We start from the raw sequence: 18219 nt of genomic DNA on the forward strand, positions 1-18219 counted from the left end.
CGCCCAGGTCGCCCGCCAATCACCGCTGTCGTAATAGGACTGTGAACGGAACCAAGCGGTATTGATCCAAGTGGCTCTCGTCAGCTGCCCCAGTTCACCGCTGCCAACCAATTCCTTGATTTTTTTATAATAGGGAAGCGTCCGTTCCTGGAACATCATGCCAAATGCCAGATCCGGAAACTTCTCCTTGGCTTCGGCATAAGCATCGATGGTAAGCTTGGCGTCATTGACATGAACGGCCAATGGCTTCTCGCAGAGCACATGGATTCCGCGTTCGAACGCATCACTTGCAATGGCCGGGTGGCTGTAATGCGGCACCGCTATAATGACGGCCTCGAGCCCGGATTGCTCGAACAGCTCCAAATGGCTGTAATATGCCTTTGTGCTGCATTCGGCAGCAAACCTGTCCGCCCGCTCTTGAACCGTATCACACACGCCTACAAGCTCAATTTGCTCCATCGACTTTATATTATGGATATGAGTTCTTCCGATGTTTCCTAAACCGACCAATCCGAGCTTCACCTTCTGCATGCTCATGCGTAATTCCCCTCTCCATAGTGTATTCGTTTCGATTACGACCAGGCCAGGCCTTCGTTTAACAGCAGCCTTTTTAAGGCTTGTGCCGCTATTTTAAATCGCTCGGGTCCTTCTTGTTCCGGGAATGCACGGTGCAGATGAGGCTCGATGGATAAAAATCCGGAAAAGCTTCTCTCCTTCAGTGCTTTCACAAACGCTGGGAACTCGCCATCCCCTTCGCCTGCAGGGACAAACATGCGCGACTGCTCGTTCGCATCCTTGATATGTACGTACTCCAGATAATTTGACAGCTGCGGGTACGCCTCACTCATCGGCATCACCCGGTTCATGACAAAATTGCCGGGATCAAAGGCAAGTCTCAGGCAAGGAGAGTCACAATGCTGCAGAATGCTCAAGCAGCGCTCATGGGTATCTCCGTAAACGCCGCTGTCATTTTCCATCAGCAGCGTAATATGTTCCTCCTCAGCTATTCCGGTCAGCATCTTCATACGGGAGAGCACTTCGCCGCGGTAGTTCTCCGGCTCTTCATTGTCGGGGATGTAATAAGAAAATACGCGGATATAGCGGGCATCCAATTGTTTGGCGATATCCGATGCGCGCTTCAATTTCGCAAGTTCGGGGGCAAAGGGGTCTTGAATCGGGTATTTACCGATTGGCGAGCCAATGGAGGACACGCGAATACTTTTTTTGCTTAATGCAGATTTCAATCGGACCAGTTCTTCATCGGTCAATTCCAGTACATTTTTACCATACACGTTCCGGAGCTCCAAATAGGAAATGCCCTCGGACACGAGCACGTCGAGCTGTTCCTCCAAACGATCGGAAATTTCATCGGCAAATCCGGTTAGTACCAGCACTCTCGCATCACCTCTCCTTAAATTCGCAGCGACTAGGCTTAACTGTCGATATGGATTAGTGTAGCAGGCGGCGAGAAGTTGAAGGTACTTTCCGGTTGACCAGGTTGGTATCCTAAATGTTCTAAAATTGACTTTTTACCAAGCGTCTGTACTGCGTCGGTGTTTTACCCTCCCATTGCTTGAACACCTTGCTGAAATGGGAATGATTTTTAAAGCCCGTTTCATAACAAATATCCGTCACCGATTTCTCCGGGTCGAGCAGAAACAGGATTTTGGCCTGATTGATCCGTCTTCTGTAAATGTAATGAAATATCGTCATCCCCGTCACTTCTTGAAAAATGCGCACCAAATAATACTTGTTGATATGCAGGTTCTCTTGCAATTGGTCGAGACGAATATCGGTCATATAATGTTGTTCGATATAGGACAACGCGTTCTGAACGTGCTGCTCTTTTTCGGACGGGAAACCGGCTTCTTCTTTCACCGGCTTCATCAGCACTTGGCAAATGAAAAAAAGCGCGTCCAGACACAAGACCCGAAACCGCTCATGGGAGACGGCATCCGGTGCGGAATATAAGCAGTTCAATTTACGCAGCATTTCTTCGAATTCGTCCTGCTCCTCCATGCTGAGTTGAACTTTGTAGTTCCGAAGTCTTTCGAAAGGCTGCAGGGGATTGATCGAAAATACATGCTCGGATGCAGCACGGAAGTAACCGGGATCAAAATTCAAAAGCGTCCGCACATAGGGATGTCCTTCAAAGCTCTTAGGCATATGAAGAGTCAAACCATGCATCACGATGAGTGTACCTGGTTTGAGAACATGAATTTTGTCACCGATCAAATACTGCCCTTTGCCCTCATGGAAATAAAAAATCTCATAGTGATCGTGGGATTGAAAATTCCCTGCCGTTACCGGGACGCTTTTTAAATACTCGTATTTCAGCAGATAAGCAGGTTCCACATCGCTGCCTCCGATCCAGGGAACGTAATTTGATGCCACAGGATGTCTCATCTGTCCACCTTATAAAATTTGCATAGGCATCACAATAATAACACTTCTTACGTATAAAAAATGGTTCTGATTGCATTTGTTTTAAATTTCCTCTTGCTCAATATTACCTATCCTGCTATTATGGAGAAGCGTAAATTTTGGAAAGCGAAATATTCGGATATATTAGGATCTTTCCAAGCAGATAAACTTTGACCACTTCCTCTCGGGAAGTTAAGGCCATACGGACAGCCGGGTCAAATGCCGACTGGCAACTTTCGTTGCCTTATTGATTGAGTTAAAAGCTCAAATTTTATAAGTTGGTAACTTTATAACCAGTGCTGACGCACACAACTTGTGAAACGGTCAATAAGAGTGGTAAAAGTAATTATTTGCTATATAGACTCTGATCCTAACAAAGTATATTTGAATATTAAGAGCCCTTCCATGAAACGTTAGCGTTTTATGGCTGAATGATAAGCACACTAGGGGTTTGTCCGGTCATGCTTATTGGAATTTCTTATTATTTGACTATATCAAGCAAGTGTGATGCGCATGGTGCGTGTTTCGCTTGCTTTTTTGTTGCCGTTTTTACAGAAAAAATTGAATTGGATGAGGAGATTGATTGAAAAATGGGAAAAGCACTAATCATCGGCGCCGGTGGCGTAGCATCTGTAGCAGTTCATAAATGCGTTCAAAACAGCGATGTCTTCGAAGAAATCTGCATTGCCAGCCGTACCAAGTCCAAATGCGATGAACTTAAAGCAAAACTTGACGGTGGAAAAACCAAAATTACGACCGCACAGGTCGATGCCAACAACGTGGATGAGCTGATCGCTCTGATTAACGAAGTGAAGCCGGATATCGTTATGAACCTGGCCCTTCCTTACCAAGATTTGACGATCATGGATGCTTGCCTGGCAACCAAAACACACTACATGGATACGGCTAACTATGAGCCGGAAGATACAGCGAAATTTGAATATAAATGGCAGTGGGAATACCGCGAGCGCTTCGAAAAAGCAGGAATTACAGCTCTGCTCGGCAGCGGATTCGACCCAGGCGTTACCGGCGTATTCTCGGCTTACGCGCTGAAGCACTATTTCGACGAAATTGAATACATCGACATTCTGGATTGCAACGGCGGAGATCACGGCTATCCTTTCGCCACCAACTTCAACCCGGAGATCAACATCCGTGAAGTGTCCGCTAACGGCCGCTACTGGGAAAACGGGGAATGGATCGAAACGAAACCGATGGAAATCAAACGCGAGTATAACTTCGCTGAAGTCGGCCAAAAGGACATGTACCTGCTGTACCATGAGGAGCTGGAATCCCTTGCGCAAAACATCCCTGGACTGAAGCGCATCCGCTTCTTCATGACGTTCGGCCAAAGCTACCTGATGCACCTCAAGGCGCTTGAAAACGTAGGAATGACCTCCATCGAACCGATCGAATTCGAAGGAAAGCAAATCATTCCGCTGCAATTCCTGAAGGCCGTGCTTCCGGACCCGGCTTCCCTCGGACCTCGTACGGTGGGTAAAACCAACATCGGCTGTATCTTCAAAGGGAAAAAAGACGGCCAAGATAAAACGTACTATGTCTACAATGTTTGCGACCACCAAGAGTGCTACAAAGAAGTCGGCTCCCAAGCGATCTCTTATACAACTGGCGTTCCTGCCATGATCGGCGCTGCGATGGTCCTCACTGGCAAATGGAACAAACCGGGCGTATACAACGTCGAAGAGTTCGATCCGGATCCATTCATGGAAGAGCTGAACAAATGGGGCCTTCCTTGGGTAGAAGACTTTAACCCGGTGCTGGTTGACGCCTTGCCTGAAGAAGCAAGAGAGCCGGAGCTTGTTCGTTAAGATGCGGTTCGAGGAGTTACCTACACCCTGTTTTGTAGTCAGTGAAGAACTCATTGAGAAAAACCTGAACATTCTGAACGGTGTCATGCAGCGTACGGGAGCCAAGATCGTGCTTGCGCAAAAGGCTTTTTCCATGACCGAGATGTACCCGCTTATCGGAAAATACTTAAGCGGTACGACCGCCAGCGGATTATTCGAGGCACGGCTGGGCCATGAGGAAATGGGCAAAGAGAATCATGTCTTTGCCCCCGCTTACCGTGAAGATGAGATCGACGAAATTGTTTCCATTTGCGACCATATCATCTTCAACTCGTTCTCCCAGCTGGCAAAGTATAAGGATAAAGCTCTTGCAGCCGGCAGAAAAGTCGGCCTTCGCATCAATCCGGAATGCTCGACGCAAGTGGGACATGAAATCTACGATCCCTGTTCGCCGGGGTCAAGATTCGGCGTGAAGCGGGAGGATTTCCAGCCGGAACTGCTTGAAGGTGTTACGGGACTGCACTTCCATACCCTGTGCCAACAGAACTCCGACGATTTGGAAACCACGCTGAATGCCGTCGAAGATAAGTTCGGACAATGGCTGCCGCAAATGGAATGGATCAATTTCGGCGGCGGCCACCATATCACGAGAGACGACTACGATATTCCGAGACTCGAGGCTTGTATTACTCGAATGCAATCCAAATACGGCTTGGAAGTCTACCTCGAACCCGGAGAAGCCATCGCGCTGAATGCGGGCTATATGGTCACTTCCGTGCTGGATATCCATCGTAACGGCATCGAGATCGCCATCGTGGACACCTCGGCCACCTGTCATATGCCGGATGTGCTGGAAATGCCTTACCGTCCGCCGCTGATCGGTTCAGGCGAAGCCGGCGAGAAGCCGTACACCTACCGGCTCGGCGGTCCGACCTGCCTTACGGGCGACGTCATCGGAGACTACTCCTTCGATCAGCCGCTTCAGAGCGGCGACAGATTAGTATTCGAAGACATGGCGATCTACTCCATGGTCAAAACGAATACCTTCAACGGCATGCCGCTGCCGGCCATCGCCGTGCAGGAGAAAGACGGCAGCTGCCGCGTCGTGCGCCAGTTCGGCTATCAGGATTTCAAGATGAGACTTGCTTGATGAATAAGAAAAACATCTATCGACGTACCTTCACAGAAGACAGACCGCGTCTAGAGGAAGTTTTTCTTGCGAGATCAGGAAGCAGAAGCTCCGAAACTTATACTTTCTGATCTCTTAAGCAAAGCCTTAACCCTGTCACAAGGGTTAAGGCTTTTTGGTTTAACGTTCTCTTTTAAGATAAAGCCTTGTATAGACTTACTTAAGGATAATTTTCAAATAGGCTAATTCCCCTGGCTGCATGATCAATTGTACATCTTTACCACTGCTAGGGATCTGGCGAACTACTTCCTCCAGCGGATTGACCAAGCAGGCAGCTTCGACTTCTTTATCCATTACGCTAAAGATGTACTCGGACGGCTCGGTTCCGGCATTTCGCAGGGTCAGAATAAACCCATTTCCATCCACAGCCGGTTTCACGTATAGCAGGACGACTGTACCGCTTGACTGGCTAAACCACTGCCCTTCTTCCTCCCTATCACACATCACCGCCGCATTCATGGCTATAGGATCCGCTGCAGCTATGCCCGCACGATATGCCTCAACGGGATCAAATTGCCCGAACGGACTTAGCTCATAACGCAAAACGATCTCTCCAGGTTGACTGGCCCAGAAGTTAGTATCCCAATAATTGTTCATGGCCCATGCAAGCAGCAGCGGATTTTCCTGGCGGTCGATCTGCTTACTCTCCTTGCCGAAATGAAAATCACCGATTTGAATGAGCGGCGCATCGGGACAAGCTAAGGTGATCCCCTTCTGCTGATCATAGATGGATACCGTCTGGTCAACCGTCACCCAGTCCCGGCAAGCGGTGCCAAGCTGCTCCCTGTCTAGCTCGACTAACAAGCCGGCTGTATCATAATGGGCGCGCCAGCCTTGATCCATCCGCAGCGGAAAGGCGAAATAGATCGACTCGGGCGTCCTTATATCCGATTTATTCATGGACGCAGTAAGACAGATTCGGGGATGGATGGCAAAAAAAGTAATCCGCTGTTCCAGCCGGGAAACCCCCGGCGCTTCAACCTGCAGGACATACGTTACCGAATCATTGGTTTGTTCGACCGAATAAGCTTGCAGCCGGTCGGCACCGGCACGCTTTGCTTTCCATTCATGATTCCAAACGGATATGCTGCGGTTCCCTTTATCGACATCCCGCGGGAACAAGGTGCTTCGATGCTCATGATTGTGAAGCCCGTCGATCGTCTCCTGAACAAACTCAAATAACGTCCATGGGCTCTTTTCGTCGAGCATAGGCCACTGATGTATCTTATCGAATAACTGCACAATTCTTCCGCTGACAGGGTTGTATGTCATCCGGTAAAATGGTGTTTCGATCACCCCTTCCGTGACCGAAATACGGTTGGACGAGGCGGCCAGCCGGGCTTCCAGCTGGGCAAACGGGATCTTTTTCCACGAAAATGGTGCCATCTCTACCGTTCCATACGATTTATAGCTCTGAATCTCCTGCGTGTACGGCAAGAAGTCCATGACACGCGAGGCGGCTAAATGACGACCGCTGCCGAGGAAGTATTCAGGTACCTTGACCTCCGCATGCTGCGTTTCACTTGAGGTGTTGACCAGCATGACGCCGCCAGGCTCATGGGATTGTAGCGGGTTCCCTGCAATCGCTTCCATTTGTTTGGCATACACGTAAGCAGACAGGTCTGCCGATTTGTACGCCGTCACCCTCTTGTGCAGCTGCATCGAAATCGAAAGCGGATGGTCAGGGAGGTTGACCGAGCCCCATGAACCCCATGTATGCTCATCATACAGCAACGCCTGCTCCCATGCCGCGGTTTTCGCTTTCGAGTACTGCAGGTTTGGCGCTCCTTGGATCGCTTCAAGAAAATCAGCCTTCTTCAGGTTTTGCTTCGTTTGGCGAACGATCTTGGTTTCCTTCGCGGAACTTCCCGCGCCGAAATTCCAGTAGTCCGTCCAATCGCCCGAAAGAGTCTGGATTTGTTCTTTCGGCATCCGGCGAACCCGCTCCAGAAGCATCTCCGGGGTCGCAAAAATCACCTTCTGGTCATGTCCTTCTGCATTGTATCGGCGGATCAGCGACAGCAGGTTCGGGTCCGGGCAGTTATTGTCATACAGCGGCGGATTGGTAGCCGTTAAGTACACGAAATCGTATGGATAGCCCTCTCCTTCCAAACGGTCGATATAGTCCCTAATCCCTTGCGCCATCAGCTGGGTATCATCCTGACTCGTGTGGAAAAACTGGCTGAACAGAGAATAATGCTCGCCCAAGAACGTCAGCAGCTGCCGATTATCGGGGGTTGTCCAGTTAAACACGGCAGGACGTGGCAGCGGTATACCCCCGAAATGCACGTTAATCCCTGTGATATAAAACTCGATTCCCGCATCGAGCAAAACCTGGCTGAGCGGCCATGGCTGCCCGTTGACGTCATGATTTATCGCCGTTTTGATGGAAACGCCAAATCGCTCCCGCAGCTCGCGAACCGGCTGGAGCATTCGTGCAAGCTGATCCGTATGTACAAGCGGCGTCGTATGCATCGGAAGTGCAGCAATACTGATCTGTCCATTGTGCAGCAATCTGCGGAAATCGGAAATTTGCTCAGAGGCGGCTGTCTCCAGCCATTGCATCACGGGATACGTGGCCTCGCAGGTCCAACGGAATTTTGAGTCCTCTGGCTCATGCTCCGATTGAAGACACAGCCGGATTGCTTCATCAATATAGTCTTTCTGCAGCTCCAGCAGTAACGGCTGGGGATGCGTGTAGCCGATATCCAGGTGACTATGGTGCAAACACAATATTTCTTTGATTTTCGCCATTCCTGTCACGCTCCTAAGACTTTATGCATTCGTCATCCTTCATCTTCAGGGTTAAATGATAAATCTCTTAAAAATTGTATCAAGTTCTGTGGTCTGCGTATTTACAGAAACGTATATCTTTTATACAATCGTCATGCCTATTTTCGGAGTAAAGGAGATGGTCTGTAATGGATTTTGCCAATCTTCATCCTTACGTCTACCATGCCTGCCTATATCCATTTTCCAGAGGCCAGAACAGCCTATCGCGTACTTGCTACGCTTCATCGCTCTATCTGATCAGCGAGGGTAAGGGCATCATTCGCTTTCGGGGAGAAGACCACCCGGTCGTTCCCGGTTCTCTTGTATATATGCCGCCGGGCTTGCTTCACGACTGGTATGCAGATTGGGAAGAGCCAATGGTTCATTATTGCTGCTATTTTGATTGGGCGTTTATCGATCGCAGAGAAGCCTTCTCGACGCCCAACATGATCTGTTTTGACCTTTCTCAACTGCAGCCGTCGCTCATTGGGCCTGCGTTCCCAGTGCCGATTCCCGAATTGATGACGGTGAGTAAGCTGCGGATCTGGATGGACGGGTTTGAGACTTTTTTTAATAACAATGAATACATAAACGAGCGAACCTATTATCGAGGCCTGAAGATTCAATCCAATTTTCAGCAGTTCATGGAGTACTTCCTCACCTTCGCTCTCAAGGAGAACAATATCCCCGATCCGCGAATGCTTCATCTTTTAGAACGGCTGGATCAGGATCTGATGACCGGCAGCGTGAAGCCGCTGGAAGTGTATTTTCGGGAGCTTCACATCAGCCGCGGCTATTTTTTCGAAAAATTTCATCAGGCCACCGGCTTATCACCCACGCAATATATGAACCATTTTCGGATTAACCGTGCCAAGGATGATCTGCGGTTCTCCCATTTGAGCATCACGGAAATTTCCGAGAAATACGGCTTCTCGTCGGTTCATTATTTCTCTAAGCTGTTCAAGCAGTTAACGGGAACGCCGCCAAAAGAGTACCGCGCAGCTTATATCAGCGAGGGCATTAAGCAGGTAGAAGTTTTTTCACCATAGTCAGGGGCGTGAGTCTACAAGTGCGCTCCCTCTTGTTCGAATGATTGATTAAAAAAAGACCGCTTTTTGCGGACTTTTTAGTATACTCTTGGTATACAGCCAAGTTCATCACAGCGTAAATTGTAGTTTTCGACTCTCCAGGAATGACATGACGGATGCGAGGTGAGATGATCTGATTAAGTAGAGCAATCGTTACTGCGGCTCATTAAAAATATGAATAAGGTGGGTTACGAATGAAAATTACAGGTTATGAATTATTCCTTGTACCACCACGCTGGTTATTTTTAAAAGTCGAAACGGATGAGGGCATTGCAGGTTGGGGAGAGCCTGTTATTGAAGGGAAAGCCGCAACGGTAAAAACGGCGGTCGAGGAGCTGATGACTTATTTAATCGGTAAGGACCCTTTGCGTATTGAAGATCATTGGAATGTGATGTACCGTGCTGGATTCTACCGCGGCGGCCCGATCCTGATGAGTGCGATTGCCGGCATAGACCAGGCTCTTTGGGATATTAAAGGAAAGTTCTATCATGCACCTGTCTATCAGTTGATCGGCGGCGCTTGCCGGGACTCGATGAAAGTATATTCCTGGATCGGCGGGGATCGCCCAAGTGAAACGGCACAAATGGCGCAGGAGTGTGTGAAAAAAGGTTTTCAAGCCGTTAAAATGAATGCAACCGAAGAATTGCAGTACATCGATTCCTTTGACAAGGTTGAGAAAGTGTTAGAAAACGTTGCGGCGATTCGGACCGCTGTCGGGAACCACATTGGAATTGGAATCGATTTTCACGGCCGCGTACATAAGCCCATGGCAAAAGTACTGGCTAAAGAGCTCGAAGTGTTTCGACCTATGTTTTTAGAGGAACCAGTGTTACCTGAAAATAATGAAGCATTAAAAGAGATCGCCTCGTTAACCTCCACACCGATTGCGACGGGAGAGCGGATGTTCTCAAGATGGGATTTTAAGCATCTGCTGTCCGGCGGTTACGTGGATATCATTCAGCCTGATTTATCCCATGCCGGCGGCATCACGGAATGCAAGAAAATCATCAGCATGGCGGAAGCCTACGATATCGCGGCTGCTCCGCATTGTCCATTAGGCCCGATTGCACTGGCCGCCTGCTTACAGGTCGATGCGACCGCCCACAATGCCTTCATCCAGGAGCAGAGCTTAGGCATCCATTACAATCAAGGAAATGATCTGCTTGATTATTTGATAGATCCCGCTGTTTTCCAGTATGAAAACGGTTACGTTAAAATACCGGACGGTCCAGGCTTAGGGATCGAGATCAACGAAGAAAAGGTGCGCGAAATGGCGAAAATAGGCCATCAATGGCAAAATCCGCTGTGGCGCCACAAGGACGGAAGCGTAGCCGAGTGGTAGAACCGCTCCTTGCGCATCTCATCCGGATCAACAAATTAAAAAGATCGTTCCTCTCACGATGGGGAGCGATCTTTATTTGTTTCAACATTAGCGAGTATGTTCAGTTTGACTGCCGTGACTTCTTCCCCACCGGGATACTTTGGGCAAAACGGAATACATTATGGGGGTCATATTTCCGCTTGACCCGCTTCAGTCTGTTAACATTCACTCCATAATACGCCTTGGGCCAGTTTTTGATTTGCAGATCGGGGAAATTTACATAATCCCCTTTGACAAAGGGACGTAACGCTTTGCGGAACCTTGTCACCCACTGGATATTCCGCTGCTGCTCGCCGTCGTTCCTCCATCTTGCCGACAGCTCATAGACCGTCTCTGCCTTCCGATGTGGATAGGCTGTCGCAGTCGGGGATATCCGGCTTACCGCACTTCCTGCCCCGCCTAAGCTTTGACACCACACAGTAGCATGCTGATTAGGCGCATGGGACAGAAAATCACGAATCACTCGCACGCCTTCGCGAGGCAGCGGCTTAAACCCGAAAGCCCCGGTAATTTTAAATTTCGGCTCCAGGTTGAGATCCCCTTGGGCAAAAAATTGGGTCGCTTCGATAAAAGGTACTGTCCTTACCATCACCTTCACCGGAGTTCCTGTTTGCAGCAAAGGTTGGATTAATCGCCGCAGTTCTTCCGCGCTTCCCAGCAGCTGTCCGGTAGACACGATGGTCCCCACCTGTTTCGCGGCGACTTCGATGGTTGAAGTTAAGCGGTTCGTAATAGCAGGAGCCCAGCGCTGCCAAGCCGGAAATACCTTCTCCAGATCGCGCCATTTCCAGGTGATGCTGTAGATAGAGACGTTCTGGATGGGCCTTACCCGAAACGTATATTCGGTAGCAATCCCAAAGTTCCCTCCCCCGCCCCCTCGTGATGCCCAGAGCAGATCGGAATGTTTCTTCTCGTTGACGATAATCGGCTTCGCCCCGCGCCGTCCTGAAGCCACAACCATCTTCACCTGTTTTAGGTTATCGCAGGTAAGTCCATACTTTCGCGAGAGCAGCCCGATTCCGCCTCCCAGGGTAAGTCCGGCAATGCCCACATCTGGCGCCGTTCCACCCGGCAGGGCTACCCGCTTGTTCCACAGTTTTCTGTATACGCGGGCTAGCGGATTGCCTGTTTCTACTCGGGCTACCATGTTTTTGCGATCCACCTTCACGTTATTCATTTCGCTCACATCGATAATTAACCCGCCATTAACAGACGAAAATCCTTCATAGCTGTGCCTCCCGCTGCGGACTCTAAACCGTACGCCTCGCTCACGAGCCCATTTCACTGCGTTGATAACATCCTGCGTTCGTTGGCAAAATACGATGATCCGTGGGAACTTGGAAAAGCGCCGATTGTATTCCATTCTGGCCGTATTATAAGACGGATTGCCAGGCACCACGATTCCTCCGGTCAATGGGGTGCCGGCTGTATTCCGCTTTTGTGTCATTATATGTCCACCATCCTCGATCATGGAGTCAGCTGTACTCATCTGCTTATTCCTATGTCGGGGCAATTGACCTGGCAACGGCACCTGCCTTATAGGCGCCCTGTATAGAAACCTTTGCATTTCCCGAAAATCATGTCACCTCTGATGTCATGTATTTAGTGAGTCGAAATGCAGGAAAGAAAAAACGGCTCCGGTTTACGGAAGCCGTTTTTTTGCGGTACTACTTCACTCAGCAGTTCTTTCCACTCTTTTTGCCTGGATTCATCGGTTGATTCCCCCCGGTTTCAGCCAGCTTCTCTCCGAATTGATCCAGCCGTTCTGGCGAAGATGCAGGGCCGTCGTTTTTCGGCTTGTTGTTTCTTCCAGTCATGACGCTCACCTCCATCCATAACATGAGCGCCTGGCCTTGTTTTCATACCCTGGTACTTCATCCGAACTTAAAATCAGGTCCTTTTTGCAGATTGCTTTGAACTCGGCACTATACAACCACTCCAAAAGCGCTTAATATTTTCAATAGCAAGTTGTTTCAAATCCGCAATCGTTGCAGTGAACTTATTCGAGAAGGAGTCATCAGAGGCATGCTGGAACCAAACATCACCAACCTATTGAAAAATACGCTGAAAGCAAGTATTGATAAAAAGGAGATCGCCGGCGCGAACTTCATGGTACTCAAGGACGGGAACGAAGTTTTTTACCATGAAGACGGATTAGCTGACCTTGAGTCGGGGCGCCCGATAACAAGGGATTCGATTTTCCGGTTATATTCGATGACGAAGCCGGTGACTTCCACCTCCATCATGATGCTGTTGGAGCGTGGGGCTATCGATCTGTTCGATCCTGTAAGCCGTTACATTCCGGGTTTCAAAAACCAGCCGGTTGAAAAAAACGGCGAACTGGTTCCGGCCGGCCGCGAAGTCAACATTCACGATTTATTGAATATGACATCAGGATTAGTATACGGCGGAACCAACCAAGGCGGGCAGCAAACGGATGCATTGTTCCAGGAGCTGGGCAGCCGGTTGAACGGTGATAACCCGATGAGCACACTGGAGTTCGCGAACCGCCTGGGCCAGATCCCGCTTTCGTTCGAGCCCGGCTCGTATTGGCAGTACGGAACGTCGGCCGATGTGCTTGGCGCGATTGTAGAAGCGGTGAGCGGTATGCGGTACGGACAATTTTTGAAAAAGGAAATATTCGAGCCGCTGGGCATGAAGGATACCGGATTCTGGCTGCCTGAAGAAAAAAGAGACCGTCTTGTGAAAACCTATCAAGATGATAGCGAAGGCGGCTTAAAGCTGTACTCGCACAGCCACCTGGGCATCGCCCATCAGCTGGACCGTGATCCGGCATACGAGTCCGGCGGAGCCGGCCTGGCATCCACGATTGACGATGCTGCCAAGTTCACGACGATGCTGATGAATCAAGGCAGCTTCAACGGTGTTCAACTGTTAAAGCCAAGAACGGTTCAATATATGACGTCGGCGGCATTAACCGAGTGGCAGCAAAAAGGCTTCGATACGTGGCACACCATGCGCGGCCACAGCTATGGCAACCAGATGCGCATCATGACCGACCCCGGAAAAGCCGGATTTATCGGCAGCCCGGGCGAATACGGCTGGGACGGCTGGCTGGGGGCATACTTCAGCAACAGCCCACGGGACGGACTGACGATCTTGTTTATGATCCAGAAAAAAGATGGCGGCACGATGCCAATTACGCGCAAGCTGCGTAATATCGTGTTCAGCACCTTGTAAGGCCAAACGAAAGAACCGCACGGGAGCAGAGCTCCATGTGCGGTTTTATTTTTTCACGAAGAATGGTCTATAGGTGGCAGCTCCCCATCAGGAAGCGCTGAAATCGTTAAAATAGTGCACGCCGTCATGCGCCGTATCGCCGGGTGCGGTTCTTCGGTTGGTGCTGAACCATAATTTATCTCCGTTCGCAACTCCAACGCCCTCGATCTCAAACAGGTCAGGAAATGCCGAAGACGTCACGCGGAACGATAGATTGGGATCCGCTTGAATAGTGCCCGAAGCCGTAGAAATATTGCGATAAACGAGCACAATGCTGACGTTTTTATATGTCATCGGAACATAGATGGTGTTGTTATAATAACCGAAGCCTTGGAAAGCATACGAAGTGATATTGGAAATCGTGCTGCCGTTGACCTTGGCATCTTCAATATTCAGAGAGAAGCTATTCGTTACATTGATCGTTCCACTGGTTGCGGTTAGCGGCAGTGAACCTCTGTACAAGGTTCGTCCGGATTTGAATAAAAAGTTTATGTTGCTCGCGTCTTTGCTCGTAATTTTCACACCCGACATCGCCTTGTCTGCACCATCGTATTTAATGGTGTAATTACCTACTTTGTAGTAAGTCGTTCCTACATATTTCAGTTTCACGAGACTCATGCTGCCAGCGTTCATGGTGACGATGAACATATAATAATTGCCGTCGTTGGAGCTGAGAACGATATCGTTGGCATGACCGAGATACGTAGCGTAAGTAGATCCGTTATCCCCGTTGGTCATGAGCGTTGTGGTACCGTCACTCATTTTGGTACGATAAATGACCGCTTTATTGTTGTCGCCATTGACTTTTACAGAATAGACGTAAGTTGATCCCACGGCAAATCCCTGAGCGGCGTAGCAATCATTGGCATTGCCCAGCGTAGCGACGGTGGAGTACGTGTTGTAATATGCTGCACTGGCTGCAACGGGCATCAGCATGGATGCGCAGAGAAGAATAGCGATAAATAAGGTCAGTCGTCTGCTGCTCCTCCAAGTCTGGCCCATGACAGCCATCCTTTCCGTTAACCTCCACTTCATACACGGACACCTCCATAAAATTGATGTTATGTTGTCTGTATGAATGAAATCAGTTTCCTACCTGCCAACCTCCACATTACAGAGCAGCTGTTTATTGGAATTCCGGCAAATAATGGATCGTTCTATTAGTTTAACCTGAATTCAAGCTCATTCAAGTCATTATAGTCCTAAATCAGGTAGTTCTGGGCCTAATCCTTTCGTCCCCCTGGTTGTTGTGATTCAAGTAAAATACTTGTAGCGTTACCTCAGAACGTATTGTCATCATCGGATCCTTCTCATAGCTGGTACTCAGATGTAAAATTCCCCCTTGAACCTTACGCAGCGTCATGTCCTAAGATTCAATTGCCGGCAAAAAATTAAAAAGGGAGATCGATGATGATGACGAAACGGCAACTTCAACACAGCACACCGTTTTTTAAGTATGCAAGGCGAGGAGTGGGATCCAAATGAGCAGCACATCGTACAGCAATGAGCTGAAAGCCGGCCTAAAGGAATGGATCGGACTTGCCGTACTGGCTCTGCCTGCCCTTCTGGTCTCGATTGATCTCTCCGTGATGATTCTCGCGCTGCCGCATATCAGTTCCGACCTAGGCGCAGATAGCGCTCAGCAATTATGGATCATCGACATCTACGGATTTATGCTCTCCGGATTTCTAATCACGATGGGCTCGCTGGGAGACCGGATCGGCCGCAGGAAGCTGCTGATGATCGGCGGAATCTCTTTTGCGGCAGCTTCCATATTAGCCGCCTTTGCTCCAAACGCCTGGACTCTGATTGCAGCGCGTGCGCTGCTGGGGATCGCCGGGGCAACGGTCGCGCCTTCGACTTTAGCTTTAATCAGCAGCATGTTCCGCAATCCCAAGCAGCGCTCTCTCGCCATCGGCATATGGATGATGTGCTCCATGGGCGGCATGGCGCTTGGTCCGGTTTTCGGCGGCATGCTGTTAAACCATTTTTGGTGGGGCTCGGTATTCCTGCTTTCCTTGCCCATCATGTTGATTTTGGTCCTTACCGGACCCGTTCTGCTGCCGGAATATCGTCATCCCCAAACCGGCCCTCTTGATGTAACAAGTGTTTTGTTGTCGTTGCTTGCCATTTTGCCGGTCATCTATGGACTTAAACAAATAGCCAAATACGGCCTGCAAATTGTACCATTACTGTTTGTATTCGCTGGCTTAGTCTTTGGCGTGTTTTTCGTTACGAGGCAGAAAAGGTTGACCAGTCCATTGCTGGATCTGCGTCTATTTGCGAACCGGGGATTCAGCTCCGCGCTGGGAGGCATGTTCGGCATCACATTTACGGGAGCAACGATGCTCTATATCGGGCAGTATCTGCAATTCGTAAAGGGACTGTCTCCGCTTGAAGCAGGGTTATTTATGCTCCCCGGAGCCATCGCCTCCATGGCCGGGATGTTACTCTCACCGCTGGCCGCACGGCTGGTGCGCCCGGCTTGCCTGATCGGTGGAGGCCTTTTGATCTCCGCGACAGGATGTCTGTTCCTCACTCAGGTGGGCAGTGAATCCGGACTCACCTATCTTGTCATCGGGTATATGCTGTTCAATCTGGGTGCTGCTCCATTACCCAGCCTGTCCAGCGATCTGGTGATCGGCTCGGTCTCTCCGGCAAAGGCAGGATCGGCCGCCGCCATGCTGCAAACTAGCGGAGAATTTGCGTTTGCGCTGGGCATTGCCGTTTTGGGCAGCATCGGCACCGTTGTATATCGCAGCCAGGTGACGAGCTCGATCCCTGCCAACCTCCCGGAATCCTCTGCACAACTCTCACGCGACAGTTTGACCGGGGCGATCGAGACAGCAAAAAGTCTCACAGTGGAAGCCGGTACTTCGCTCGTCGAGGGGGCAAGCAAAGCTTTTATGGGCGGGTTTCACGCTATTGCAGCGATAAGTGGAGTCATCATGCTTGGTATCATCGTTTTGGTCGCGATCCAGTTCCGTCACTTACGGCCGATTGGAGAGAACCAGCCGGACCAAGCAGAAAGTATTCCGGAAGCAGAGCATTCCCTGCTCTAATGAATAATTGACCTCGGATAGCCTTGGCCATTAGGCCAAGGCTATTTGCAAACGTGTGGGCGAAAAAAATTCAATGTTAATAGGCCGCCATACTGTGCGATTACAACAGGAAGGTCAATGCAAAGCTTTAGTTCAATCTATATAGCCAGCGTTTTGACCATAATAAAATCCGTTTGTTCTTCGTCACCCATATAAAAAGAGTGCGCGCCGGTTTGAACAAAACCTATTTTTTTGTAAAATCGTATGGCTTTCTCGTTCTTTTCCCAAACCCCGAGCCACAGTCTCTTTTTGTTGTGAATTTTGGCGATTTCCATCGCTTGGTTGATTAAATATTGGCCAAGCCCTTTTCTTTGAAACTGGCTTCGAATATAAATCCGCTCAATTTCAAGCGACTCATCGCCCATTGGTTCGGATTGAGCATCATTCATATTGACCTTTAATAATCCGGCAAGTTCATCATGGAAATAGACGAAATAGAACTCCGAAGAGCTATGAGCCAATTCTTTTTCCAACTGTTCGGCGTTAAATGCCCTTTCCAAATAGGCTTTCAAATTCTCCGGTGAATTCTGGTTTTTAAATGTATCCGTAAATGTTTCGATGCTGATTTCCCCGAGCCGCGGTAAATCTTCACGGCTGCACTTTGTTATGCGTACTGTCATGTTAGTCGAAAGCTCCTTTATCTAAAATCAATAACCCCTCTTGTTCCCCTTTTTGACGTATTCCCAATCTACTTCTATATTCTTTCTAACCCTTTGCAGAAGTTGAAAAATGGTATCTGTTTCTTCTTCCGAAAATCCCGCTAACGCGACCCGATTCGAATGATCATGTTCTCTTTGGATAAAAGGATATACCGATTGCCCTTTTTCCGTCGGAAAAAGTTTTTTGATCTTTCGGTTATGCTCGTCCGCCTTCTTCTCAATAAAGCCATTCGTTTCAAGCTTTTGTATGGCACGGGCTGCGGTTGTCCGGTCTACCTTAACCATTTCGGCTAGCTTTTCTTGAATGATCCCAGGGCTCTCGCAAATCCGGACAAGATACAAATACTGCCCTTTCGTCAGGTCATATTCCTTAAATTCGATGTTGCTGATTGAATCCAACGCCCTGGCAATCATTCCGATTTCGCGCAGAATTTCTTTCATACGGGCAGCTCCTCATCCTTTTCAACTGATCAATCGTTCTTGATCCATATTATATTATTTTTATTGCATTTGCAACAAAATGAAAAGTGCGAATGATTTAATTAATTAATAGTAA

General features: G+C 49.1%; 15 protein-coding genes. 6 read left to right on the forward strand and 9 right to left on the reverse strand.

Features of this window, described 5'->3' with window-relative positions:
• The 3 genes from IAE55_RS29495 to IAE55_RS29505 all read right to left on the reverse strand — a co-directional run.
• A partial coding sequence (locus IAE55_RS29495; RefSeq protein WP_200634621.1) for a Gfo/Idh/MocA family protein occupies window positions 1–537 on the reverse strand: 537 nt, incomplete at its 3' end.
• Window positions 538–572: 35 nt separating this feature from the next.
• On the reverse strand, window positions 573–1394 hold the full coding sequence (locus IAE55_RS29500; RefSeq protein ID WP_200634622.1) for a sugar phosphate isomerase/epimerase family protein: 822 nt from the start codon (window positions 1392–1394) through the stop codon (window positions 573–575).
• 121 nt (window positions 1395–1515) lie between these two features.
• Entirely contained in the window at window positions 1516–2355 is an 840-nt protein-coding gene (locus IAE55_RS29505; RefSeq protein ID WP_181152740.1) for a helix-turn-helix transcriptional regulator, read from the reverse strand.
• 659 nt (window positions 2356–3014) lie between these two features.
• On the opposite strand from IAE55_RS29505, the gene IAE55_RS29510 reads away from it, so the two are divergent.
• Window positions 3015–4253 (forward strand): saccharopine dehydrogenase family protein, encoded by a 1239-nt coding sequence (locus IAE55_RS29510; protein ID WP_116230109.1) that lies wholly within the window; start codon window positions 3015–3017, stop codon window positions 4251–4253.
• 1 nt (window position 4254) lies between these two features.
• Window positions 4255–5382 (forward strand): carboxynorspermidine decarboxylase, encoded by a 1128-nt coding sequence (gene nspC / locus IAE55_RS29515; protein ID WP_145159516.1) that lies wholly within the window; start codon window positions 4255–4257, stop codon window positions 5380–5382.
• A gap of 195 nt (window positions 5383–5577) precedes the next feature.
• On the opposite strand, the gene IAE55_RS29520 is transcribed toward nspC, so the two are convergent.
• Window positions 5578–8175 (reverse strand): hypothetical protein, encoded by a 2598-nt coding sequence (locus IAE55_RS29520; protein WP_200634623.1) that lies wholly within the window; start codon window positions 8173–8175, stop codon window positions 5578–5580.
• Between the two features lie 167 nt (window positions 8176–8342).
• Here IAE55_RS29520 and IAE55_RS29525 point away from each other — a divergent pair, with 167 nt between their 5' ends.
• Window positions 8343–9242, forward strand: coding sequence for a helix-turn-helix transcriptional regulator (locus IAE55_RS29525; protein WP_145159174.1), 900 nt, complete (start codon window positions 8343–8345; stop codon window positions 9240–9242).
• A gap of 233 nt (window positions 9243–9475) precedes the next feature.
• The gene (gene dgoD, locus IAE55_RS29530) at window positions 9476–10624 is read left to right on the forward strand and encodes a galactonate dehydratase (protein ID WP_200634624.1); all 1149 of its coding nucleotides are present in this window, start codon (window positions 9476–9478) and stop codon (window positions 10622–10624) included.
• Window positions 10625–10724: 100 nt separating this feature from the next.
• Here the strand turns inward: dgoD and IAE55_RS29535 are convergent, their stop codons facing one another.
• Both IAE55_RS29535 and IAE55_RS29540 read right to left on the reverse strand, forming a co-directional pair.
• Window positions 10725–12110, reverse strand: coding sequence for an FAD-binding oxidoreductase (locus IAE55_RS29535; protein ID WP_200634625.1), 1386 nt, complete (start codon window positions 12108–12110; stop codon window positions 10725–10727).
• A gap of 229 nt (window positions 12111–12339) precedes the next feature.
• Window positions 12340–12480 carry a hypothetical protein gene (locus tag IAE55_RS29540; protein WP_163875666.1) on the reverse strand — a complete coding sequence of 47 codons (141 nt, stop codon included), beginning with the start codon at window positions 12478–12480 and terminating at the stop codon, window positions 12340–12342.
• Between the two features lie 208 nt (window positions 12481–12688).
• Here IAE55_RS29540 and IAE55_RS29545 point away from each other — a divergent pair, with 208 nt between their 5' ends.
• Window positions 12689–13864 carry a serine hydrolase domain-containing protein gene (locus IAE55_RS29545; RefSeq protein ID WP_200634626.1) on the forward strand — a complete coding sequence of 392 codons (1176 nt, stop codon included), beginning with the start codon at window positions 12689–12691 and terminating at the stop codon, window positions 13862–13864.
• 87 nt (window positions 13865–13951) lie between these two features.
• Here IAE55_RS29545 and IAE55_RS29550 read toward each other — a convergent pair whose 3' ends face one another.
• Complete coding sequence (locus tag IAE55_RS29550) at window positions 13952–14938, reverse strand: hypothetical protein (protein ID WP_234489964.1); 987 nt, start codon at window positions 14936–14938, stop codon at window positions 13952–13954.
• Between the two features lie 446 nt (window positions 14939–15384).
• On the opposite strand from IAE55_RS29550, the gene IAE55_RS29555 reads away from it, so the two are divergent.
• Complete coding sequence (locus tag IAE55_RS29555) at window positions 15385–16965, forward strand: MFS transporter (RefSeq protein ID WP_200634627.1); 1581 nt, start codon at window positions 15385–15387, stop codon at window positions 16963–16965.
• 137 nt (window positions 16966–17102) lie between these two features.
• Here the strand turns inward: IAE55_RS29555 and IAE55_RS29560 are convergent, their stop codons facing one another.
• Together IAE55_RS29560 and IAE55_RS29565 are read right to left on the reverse strand one after the other, a co-directional pair.
• Complete coding sequence (locus tag IAE55_RS29560) at window positions 17103–17624, reverse strand: GNAT family N-acetyltransferase (RefSeq protein WP_200634628.1); 522 nt, start codon at window positions 17622–17624, stop codon at window positions 17103–17105.
• A 27-nt stretch (window positions 17625–17651) separates the two neighbouring features.
• Window positions 17652–18104: a MarR family winged helix-turn-helix transcriptional regulator gene (locus IAE55_RS29565; protein ID WP_105442566.1), complete on the reverse strand. Its 453-nt coding sequence runs from the start codon at window positions 18102–18104 to the stop codon at window positions 17652–17654.
• Between the last annotated feature and the right edge of the window lie 115 nt (window positions 18105–18219).

The sequence above is a fragment of the Paenibacillus sp. S28 genome (genome assembly GCF_016624415.1).
GTDB classification, from domain to species: Bacteria; Bacillota; Bacilli; order Paenibacillales; family Paenibacillaceae; genus Paenibacillus_AQ; species Paenibacillus_AQ favisporus.

Excerpts from the sequence above, each read along its gene's own strand:
- IAE55_RS29510 (WP_116230109.1), top strand. The coding sequence starts at position 3,015 with ATGGGAAAAGCACTAATCATCGGCGCCGGTGGCGTAGCATCTGTAGCA.
- nspC (WP_145159516.1), top strand. The coding sequence starts at position 4,255 with ATGCGGTTCGAGGAGTTACCTACACCCTGTTTTGTAGTCAGTGAAGAA.
- IAE55_RS29520 (WP_200634623.1), bottom strand. The coding sequence starts at position 8,175 with ATGGCGAAAATCAAAGAAATATTGTGTTTGCACCATAGTCACCTGGAT.
- IAE55_RS29525 (WP_145159174.1), top strand. The coding sequence starts at position 8,343 with ATGGATTTTGCCAATCTTCATCCTTACGTCTACCATGCCTGCCTATAT.
- dgoD (WP_200634624.1), top strand. The coding sequence starts at position 9,476 with ATGAAAATTACAGGTTATGAATTATTCCTTGTACCACCACGCTGGTTA.
- IAE55_RS29535 (WP_200634625.1), bottom strand. The coding sequence starts at position 12,110 with ATGACACAAAAGCGGAATACAGCCGGCACCCCATTGACCGGAGGAATC.
- IAE55_RS29540 (WP_163875666.1), bottom strand. The coding sequence starts at position 12,480 with ATGACTGGAAGAAACAACAAGCCGAAAAACGACGGCCCTGCATCTTCG.
- IAE55_RS29545 (WP_200634626.1), top strand. The coding sequence starts at position 12,689 with ATGCTGGAACCAAACATCACCAACCTATTGAAAAATACGCTGAAAGCA.
- IAE55_RS29550 (WP_234489964.1), bottom strand. The coding sequence starts at position 14,938 with ATGAAGTGGAGGTTAACGGAAAGGATGGCTGTCATGGGCCAGACTTGG.
- IAE55_RS29555 (WP_200634627.1), top strand. The coding sequence starts at position 15,385 with ATGAGCAGCACATCGTACAGCAATGAGCTGAAAGCCGGCCTAAAGGAA.
- IAE55_RS29560 (WP_200634628.1), bottom strand. The coding sequence starts at position 17,624 with ATGACAGTACGCATAACAAAGTGCAGCCGTGAAGATTTACCGCGGCTC.
- IAE55_RS29565 (WP_105442566.1), bottom strand. The coding sequence starts at position 18,104 with ATGAAAGAAATTCTGCGCGAAATCGGAATGATTGCCAGGGCGTTGGAT.